We start from the raw sequence: 8,537 nt of genomic DNA, 5'->3' as shown, positions 1-8,537 counted from the left end.
AAACATTTATTAATTGGTATATTTTTAATAAATACTCCAGTTTTGCGCACTTGACTATTTTAAAATTTTTTTGTGCAACGCTAATGAAGGAAATTATAAAATTTAAGCCTGTGGATAAATCTGGACGTGTTGAGCCACGTCCAGATCCAGCGCTCAGAAACGAGGCGACTTCACGAATCGCCCTGTTATTATCCGCTCGCAAGCTTCACCGTGATTCCTTTATCTTCGTTGACTCGCTCCACAATAAATATAACAGCTGGTATATTACACATTCTCATTAAAAAGGGAATACTGAAAATTAATTGATTTTAACAGGATTAACTAAAATTCGAACTGTATTTTTTCGAAGGATTAATTTTATATTTTTCTGGTTTATTCTACTGCTCTTTCATATTATTTCTTAAACTTTAAACTTGACATGTGCATGTTCAAGCATATATCCTATATATAGGCGGTGAGCAAATATGAGTAGAGATGAAGAGCTTAAATGTTCAATAGAAATCAATAACGCTATTGATTTTGACTTTTATAAAGCATTATTTGATCCTGTTAGAATTGAAATTATTAGATATTTAGCTGTTTTTGGAGCTAAAAATATAACTGAAATTGCTGAAAAACTCCCACAGGATAGATCGGTTATTTCAAGACATTTAGATTTAATGCATAGGTTTGAAATTGTTTCAAAAACAAAAATAGGCAGAAATATTTTTTACGAAGTAAATAGCCACATGATATTTGATAAGTTTAAATTAACGACTGATCAATTAGAAAAACTCTTAAATAATTGCTAACATTGAGTTTTTCTTCTCTATATATGCATATATACGCACTAATGCATATTAGGTGGCCACATTCATAAAAAAGAAAATACCTGTGGTATATGTTAAATAAAATAATAAAAATGTAAATTTATGGAAATGAACAAAAGATATGAAAGCTATTTAAGCTTCATTTATCTACTTGCCCGATTTTTACCATGTATAAACAGGGCCAACGCCTGGAACTGATTCAAGCGTCTGCGATATGCCAGTCATGATGCGTTTAATGGATTACTAGCTCCTTAATCTGTTTTTGGAACGTACGAATGAGCATTATAGTTGTAGCTAAAATGGTTCGATCGAGTCTACTACTTTATTAAGTCGATAGGAAGAACAAACAGTTTTTTGAAACGATACAGCGAATTGCTTTGGATCTTCAAAACGATTCTTACCTTTAATTCTTAGATAGTCCATTATCTCTACAGCGTCCAGAAATTGCAGATAATAAGTCACTTGGAACGAAAGGCGACGACTGCGGGAAAAGCATACGTCTTGAGACCCCACAACAAGCGTTTTTTGCGAGTGAGGATGCTCACAGCCATGCGCGAAGCGTCCACCTGTAGTGTAAAGCGACGAGTTTAACACACGTATTAATTCTCAAAAAATAAAACAAATGAATTTTATAAGAAACAATGGGCGAAAAATAATGCCTAGTAAAATAGACGAGGAGAGAAAAGTATGAAAACGATTATATATGTTCACCCATGGGATGGTAGTTATAATCATGCCATTTTAACTAAAGTAATAGAAATATTTAAAGAAAGAAATCAGCAATATAAAATTATTGATTTGTATCAAGATGAATTTGATCCAACTTACCATGCAAGTGAATTAAAATTATATTCAAGGGGCAAGTATGGGGATGAATTAGTAGGTAAGTATCAATCAATGTTACAGTCTAGTAATGATTTAATTTTTATATTCCCAGTCTGGTGGTATAATGTTCCAGCTATTTTAAAGGGATTTCTAGATAAAGTCTTACTGAAAAATTTTGCTTATATTGAAAATAAGTATGGTTCGATGAAAGGGCTGCTAACGAATATCGAATCCGTAAAAGTTATTACAACTGGCCAAGCTCCTAAATGGTATATTCAATTTTTAGGGGGAAATGGTATCAAAAAAACCTTTATTAAGGCTACCTTGAAAGCTGTAGGAATGAAAAATATTCAATGGTTACACTGTGGATATGTATCCCTAGGTAAGAACGAAAACCGGGTAAAGTTTTTAAATTCATTACCTGCTAAGCTATAAAAATCGAGGATATTTCTTTACATGTATAAGGAGCATTCCTGTAATGAAGAAATTCGAGGATTGAACAAAAAAGAACCCTCTTGATATGGTACAGGGTGTTAATGCGCATTAACACCGAAATTAATAACTACCAAGGAGGACTCAAAATGAATTCTAATCAAATCGAAAAATTCCGAAAATCACACCATCTACCCTAATTGTAGGTATTGATATTGCTAAGGACAACACGTTGCACGGGCACAGGATGATAAAGGGTATGAGTTTTGGCAAAAGACTGATCTTTAACAATCGAATATACGGCTTTCAACAGTTAATGGTTGAGTACCCAAACTGCAGAAGGACAATGAAAAAACAATGTCATGTTCGGAGTGGAGTCAACGAGGGATTTCTGGTTAGGCCTGACCTATTATAGTATAGATAAACACAAGACTTTGTGCTGGTTAATCTCATGTATGTATTGGAATGAAACGAGCAACGAAACTGATTGAGAAATCCAATAAAATCATTGGTATTGAAGATAGGAGAGATTTACAATGTTTTATAAGAATATAATGGTTGCTGGTATTGGTGTTTTGGGAAGTCAAATTGCTTTTCAGATTGCTTTCAAAGGATTTCAAGTTTCGGTTTATGACATAAATGATGAAGCGTTAGACAGTGGAAAAAAAAGAATACTGGTTTTGATGGATCGCTATCAAGAAGACTTAGGAGTAACTAAAGAAGAGATAAATGCTGCTTTTCAGCGTATAACTTTCTCTAGCAATTTATCAAAAGCAGTTTCAGAAGCTGACCTAGTGATTGAAGCTGTATCTGAAGTGGTAAATATTAAGACTAAATTTTACTCGGAATTAAGTAAAGTTGCTCCAAAGAAGACCATTTTCTTAACAAACTCATCTATGTTATTGCCTAGTCGATTTGCTGAAGTGACAGGAAGACCAGAAAAGTTTTTAGCTATGCATTTCGCAAATGAAATTTGGATTAATAATACTGCAGAAATTATGAAACACCCTGGAACAGATATGAAAGTATTTAATGATGTTATTACATTTGCAAAAGCTATTGGAATGGTCGCTTTACCTTTATACAAAGAACAACCAGGTTATATTTTGAATTCTTTGTTAGGTCCTTTTTTAGAAGGTGCTATGTTGCTTTGGTTAAATGAGGTGGCAGATCCACAAACTATTGATAAAGCATGGATGAAAGCAACTGGTTCTCCATTAGGTCCTTTTGCAATTTTGGACATCATAGGTATCACAACCTCATACAATATTGAACTTGCAAAAGCTTCTGATACAGGCGAACAACAATTTAAAAAATTGGCAAATTTATTGAAAACAGAGTTAATTGATAAAGGAAAACTTGGTAAAGACACTGGAGAAGGGTTCTACAAATATCCCAACCCGAATTATATGAATTCTAGTTTTTTAGAAGGTTAATCGCAGTAATAAATTAGAAAGGGACTTTTGTTACAGGGTTATATTTATTTGAGATTTAAAACTTAAATAACTTATTTTCATTCTACAAGTATCTTGGTTCGTTGTATCACATTTCTTTTATAAAGCATATAGTAACATAATAATGAAAATTAGTTTATGATAATATTATTATGTTAACTTTAAGCATCTTTTTTCAATTTTTCCTTTTTCGATGATATTCTAAAAGGAACTGAAATCGAGAAAAGGGGGAGGACGTATAGTGGATGAGCGACTTTTTCGAGATGTAATGGGGCAATTTGCAACAGGTATAACAATTATATCCACCAATTATCATGAAGAAATAGTAGGCATGACAGTAAATGCTTTTATGTCTGTATCTTTAGATCCTAAATTAATAGCTGTTTCGATTGATGAAAAAGCTAGTATGTATAAAAAGCTTCAGGAAACGATGCAATTTGGAATTAGTATTTTAACTGATGAGCAAAAGGATTTATCAAAAATATTTGCCAGACAAAAAGCAAAAGACAGAGAAGTACCATTTATACAGCAGGGAGATGTTCCAGTCATAGAAGGGTCATTAGCAACGATGGCTTGTCATGTAAAGGAAACGGCTAAGGCTGGAGATCACTTAATCTTTATAGCTGAGGTAACAGAAATAAAGTCTAATGAGGGGGAACCGGTCATTTTTTATGGTGGTAACTATCGCCAGCTATATTAACATACTTATTAAAAATAGTTACTTACTGACTCGACAGTGGGTAGCTATTTTTAATAAGTATAATTATTCTGTAAAAGTTAATAACAGTAAAGAGATTATCGACTTAATGGAGGTACTTACGATGCAGGTAAAAGACTTTATGATAAAAGATGTGATCTATGTTACACCAGATACCACTATGAAAGAATTATTACAGCTATTGACTGTTAATAAAATAGGTGGTGCACCTGTAATAGATACAGCTGGCAAGCTTTTAGGTATGATTACTGACGGGGATGTCATACGATATCTGCAGCCAAGAGGGAGGACAGTATATGATTTATATGCCCACGTAATGATTGACAAGATTCAAAACCTCCAGCAAAATATTGATGCTGCATTATCAAAACCTGTTACCGAACTTATGCGTAAAAAACAAATTAGTACGGTACAACCTGAATCAGACTTGGAAGAAGCTGTTAAAATATTTTCTGCGCATGCATTTAAGAAAATTCCCGTTGTAACAGACGAACAGATTGTCATAGGAGTCATTAGCCGGGGAGATGTCATACGATATATAGCGTCACGATTAGTTGAGAAAACAAAGGATAATTCCTTATAGGAAGTAGAAATATAGATGCTTATCTCGTATAATAGACGCTAGTATATGGATAAGGGAAGCGTGAAAGGAAATGAGTAGTTTGAAGACAATAGATGCGACACAACGTAGTTTGTATCAGCTAGCAGCTATATATCAAAAAATGATTGAACATAAAGATGTACACCATGCCGAGAAAATTTTAGAGCTCTACGATAAATTCAAAAAACAAGAATTAATGATCTGCTTTGCTGGTCACTTTTCTGCTGGAAAATCATCGATGATAAATGCGTTATTAAAACAGGATATTTTACCCAAAAGCCCCATACCAACAAGTGCAAATATTGTAAAAATAGAATCCGGTAATGGGACAGTACGGCTACATTTTCATCATGATGCACCAGAGGAGTATCAAGAGCCCTTTGACATGGAATTAATCAAGCAATATTCCATGGATAAAGATAAGATTAAAAAAATTGAAATAAGTACATCTGAGCAGCTTTTGCCGAACGGAACCGCCTTAATTGACACGCCAGGTATCGACGCGGCAGATGATGCAGATAGACTAATGACAGAATCATCGCTTCATTTAATTGATGTCCTATTTTATGTGATGGATTATAACCATGTACAATCTGAAGTGAATCTTCAATTTTTAGCAGGATTACATGAGAAATCTATACCGTTCTATGTCATCATTAATCAGATAGATAAACATGATGAAAACGAATTATCATTTCAGTCATTTGAAACAAGCATTAAACAAACGTTTGATTTATGGGACATTCAACCAATCGCTATATTCTATTCCTCTCTCGTAGAATCAACTGCACAAAATAATCAGTTTGAGGATATAAAGCATACACTCCATTCTTTATTGACTATAAAGAAAGGTGAATTACTGCAGCATAATCATGCTGCTCACGTACTCGTCAAAGAACATGAGACGTTTCTTGAATTGCAATATGAAGAAAAACTAGCACCGTACCGCGTGCCGCCTGAGCATCAACAAGAAGTTAAAAAAATAAAACAGATAGAGCAGAAAATTACGAATCTCCAACAAAATATTAAACATGTAAAACGTGATTTTTTTGATGAATTACATCAAACACTGAAGAATGCATATCTCATGCCAGCGAATCTACGTGATTCTGCTAAATTATTTTTGGAATCACAACAAAGCCATTTTAAAATTGGCCTTATTGGCTCAAAGAAAAAAACCGAAGAAGCACGACAACAGCGAGCAACAGATTTTCTGTCCAATTTAGAAAAAGTCGAAAGTGCGTCATTGCAGTGGAAATTACGTGACAAGTGGAGCGAGTTATTACAGCGTTACCAGATCGAAGATACGGATTTACAGGAACAATTGCAACATTTCTCCATTTCTCTAACTTATAAGGATCTCGTTAATCTTATTAAACAAGGAGCTACAATAAACGGAGATTATGTAATTAATTATACCAATGATCTTTCAGGAGAAATAAAGCGAAAATACAAGCAACAAGCAAATCAATTATGGAATACAATGGAGACACATCTCCATCAGCATAATACGGAGACAATTAATGCTTGTAATAAGCAACTAAATGAACTGAAAGAAACCCAAAGCATAGTGGCAAACTATGTAATAATCGAAGAAGATCTTGAAAAGAAAAAAATGGCAGTCCATCAATTATTGAAAGCAGATCATAAATCGGAATGTGCTGTTAAAGAGATTGAAGATAGGCTTCTGATGAAAGAGCAACGAATAAAGCGAGGGAAAAAGCCGTTATTGGAAATTTGTGAACAAAAACCTGAGAGAGAAGAAGAAAAGGCAGATAATGAAAATACTGGAATGAATAAATCCATGGATTCTATGGATACAATGATTCAGGCATTATCCCAATCATCGGCAGCAATTCAAGGATTACCAGGCTTTGATTCCCTAGTTAATGACTTGCAGCAAAAAAAGCAGCGTTTACAACATAGATCTTATACAATTGCTTTATTTGGAGCATTTAGTGCTGGTAAATCTTCCTTTGCAAATGCCCTGATAGGTGAACAAGTACTACCCGTATCTCCAAATCCTACAACTGCAACAGTAAATCGAATTAATCCAGTGACGGATACGTATAAGCATGGTACAGTATTAGTGAAGGTGAAGGATGAAGCGTCATTAATTAAAGATATCCATTCTATCACGAAAAAGTTTTCACCTAAAGCTACCAAGCTGGAAGAACTTCTTGAGTGGATAAGAGCAGAAGAACTGTTTAATAACGAACTTTTAAGCAATACGTATCAATCCTATTTAAAGGCAATGCTAACAGGCTTTAACGACATACAATCAACGATTGGAGAAAAGCTTACTTTATCTATAGACGAATTTCCGATTTACGTGACCGATGAATCGAAGGCATGTTATCTAGAATCCATTGATCTTTATTATGATTGTGAACTAACGAGACAGGGCATTAGTCTAGTGGATACTCCTGGTGCTGATTCTGTCAATGCACGTCATACTAATGTAGCATTTGATTATATTAAGCATGCAGATGCGATTCTTTATGTTACCTATTATAACCATGCTTTAAACCGTGCCGATAAGGATTTTCTGATGCAGCTCGGCAGAGTAAAAGAGGTATTTCAGCTTGACAAAATGTTTTTTATTGTAAATGCAGCTGATCTAGCAAAGGATGAACAAGAGCTCCAAGTCGTTTGTTCTTACGTTAAAGAGCAATTACTTAAGCTCGGAATACGATTCCCTAGACTATATCCAGCATCTAGTCGTCAATCACTTCAAGAAAAGCAAGCGCATATCCAACTAAATGAGAAAATGAATCATTTTGAAGCGGCTTTCTATCATTTTATTCATGATGACTTGACACATTTAACAGTAGCATCAGCACTATGGGATATGAAGCGAGCATACCAGCAATTAAATCACTATATAGAATCACAGAAGCTGGACCAAAGTGAAAAGGCAGCATGGAAACAGTCTATGCTTGCAAAGAAAGACCGATTACAGCATGAAATGAAACATATAAATATAAACCCAGATACCAATAAAATCAATCAAAAAATAGAAAAACAGCTCTATTATGTGCTCGAACGTATCGGAATTCGATTTCACGACATGTTTAAAGAAATGTTTAATCCGACAACGATTACAGAAACAGGCAAGTATGCTAAAATGCAATTATGGGACAGCCTACAAAATCTAATAACCTATTGTGGGCAGGAACTTATTCGTGAATTACAAGCAGTTTCATTACGAATCGAATCACTTGTCGAAAAATTAGCGAAGGAAGTTTTTGCAACAATTCGTAAAACGGGTAAAGAGATCGATGACAGCTTTATTCTTCCGAATATAGAAATAAAGGAACTAGTTACACCAACCTATTTAGAGGCGTTTTCAGATATCGATGTGCAAGAATTCGAGCGTGCATTGGCGACATTTAAAAATACGAAGTCCTTCTTCGAGAAGAATGAAAAAGAATTGATGAAAGATGAGATTTATCGTGTCTTTAAACCGTTTATAAAACAATATCTTGAAGCAAGTAAACAAGTTATGGTTTCATCCTATTCTGAGCAATGGGCTGAGATTATTGATTTGATGAAAAAACAGCTTTTCCTTCAGTGGGATAATTATATGAATAGTTCGCTAGAAATGATGACTTCTAACATATCACTAGCGGAGCTTAAGAATACGAAACAAAAACTAGCATCAATACTAGAGCTTTTTGAAACGAGGGAAGGATGAC

The 8,537-nt window shown here is 34.3% G+C and carries 7 protein-coding genes and 2 pseudogenes; 8 read left to right on the top strand and 1 reads right to left on the bottom strand.

The features are described from left to right. On the top strand, positions 1-281 hold a 281-nt coding region (locus tag JUJ52_RS17385; RefSeq protein ID WP_228089058.1), incomplete at its 5' end, for a hypothetical protein. A gap of 183 nt (positions 282-464) precedes the next feature. Then, a complete protein-coding gene (locus JUJ52_RS17380; protein ID WP_228089057.1) occupies positions 465-791 on the top strand; it encodes an ArsR/SmtB family transcription factor in 327 nt (108 codons plus the stop codon). Between the two features lie 189 nt (positions 792-980). On the opposite strand, the pseudogene JUJ52_RS17375 reads toward JUJ52_RS17380, so the two are convergent. After that, positions 981-1,223: pseudogene (locus JUJ52_RS17375) on the bottom strand (IS110 family transposase); the annotation flags it as partial. Between the two features lie 273 nt (positions 1,224-1,496). On the opposite strand from JUJ52_RS17375, the gene JUJ52_RS17370 reads away from it, so the two are divergent. From JUJ52_RS17370 to JUJ52_RS17350, 6 genes and pseudogenes are all read left to right on the top strand, one after another. Continuing rightward, entirely contained in the window at positions 1,497-2,069 is a 573-nt protein-coding gene (locus JUJ52_RS17370) for an NAD(P)H-dependent oxidoreductase (protein WP_228089056.1), read from the top strand. A 169-nt stretch (positions 2,070-2,238) separates the two neighbouring features. Further along, positions 2,239-2,445, top strand: a pseudogene (locus tag JUJ52_RS23855) (IS110 family transposase); the annotation flags it as partial. 157 nt (positions 2,446-2,602) lie between these two features. Beyond that, entirely contained in the window at positions 2,603-3,502 is a 900-nt protein-coding gene (locus JUJ52_RS17365; RefSeq protein WP_228089055.1) for a 3-hydroxyacyl-CoA dehydrogenase, read from the top strand. Positions 3,503-3,761: 259 nt separating this feature from the next. Next, complete coding sequence (locus JUJ52_RS17360; RefSeq protein WP_026683177.1) at positions 3,762-4,220, top strand: flavin reductase family protein; 459 nt, start codon at positions 3,762-3,764, stop codon at positions 4,218-4,220. Between the two features lie 121 nt (positions 4,221-4,341). Next, positions 4,342-4,821 (top strand): CBS domain-containing protein, encoded by a 480-nt coding sequence (locus tag JUJ52_RS17355; RefSeq protein WP_205389766.1) that lies wholly within the window; start codon positions 4,342-4,344, stop codon positions 4,819-4,821. A gap of 70 nt (positions 4,822-4,891) precedes the next feature. Continuing rightward, positions 4,892-8,536 carry a dynamin family protein gene (locus JUJ52_RS17350; RefSeq protein WP_205388559.1) on the top strand — a complete coding sequence of 1,215 codons (3,645 nt, stop codon included), beginning with the start codon at positions 4,892-4,894 and terminating at the stop codon, positions 8,534-8,536. Position 8,537 lies beyond the last annotated feature (1 nt).

It is taken from the genome of Virgibacillus sp. AGTR, assembly GCF_016919725.2.
GTDB lineage: Bacteria > Bacillota > Bacilli > Bacillales > Amphibacillaceae > Virgibacillus > Virgibacillus salarius.
Note: the sequence above shows the minus strand (reverse complement) of the source record. Positions and strands in the feature narration are given on the sequence as shown.

Excerpts from the sequence above, each read along its gene's own strand:
- JUJ52_RS17370 (WP_228089056.1), top strand. The coding sequence starts at position 1,497 with ATGAAAACGATTATATATGTTCACCCATGGGATGGTAGTTATAATCAT.
- JUJ52_RS17350 (WP_205388559.1), top strand. The coding sequence starts at position 4,892 with ATGAGTAGTTTGAAGACAATAGATGCGACACAACGTAGTTTGTATCAG.
- JUJ52_RS17355 (WP_205389766.1), top strand. The coding sequence starts at position 4,342 with ATGCAGGTAAAAGACTTTATGATAAAAGATGTGATCTATGTTACACCA.
- JUJ52_RS17380 (WP_228089057.1), top strand. The coding sequence starts at position 465 with ATGAGTAGAGATGAAGAGCTTAAATGTTCAATAGAAATCAATAACGCT.
- JUJ52_RS17365 (WP_228089055.1), top strand. The coding sequence starts at position 2,603 with ATGTTTTATAAGAATATAATGGTTGCTGGTATTGGTGTTTTGGGAAGT.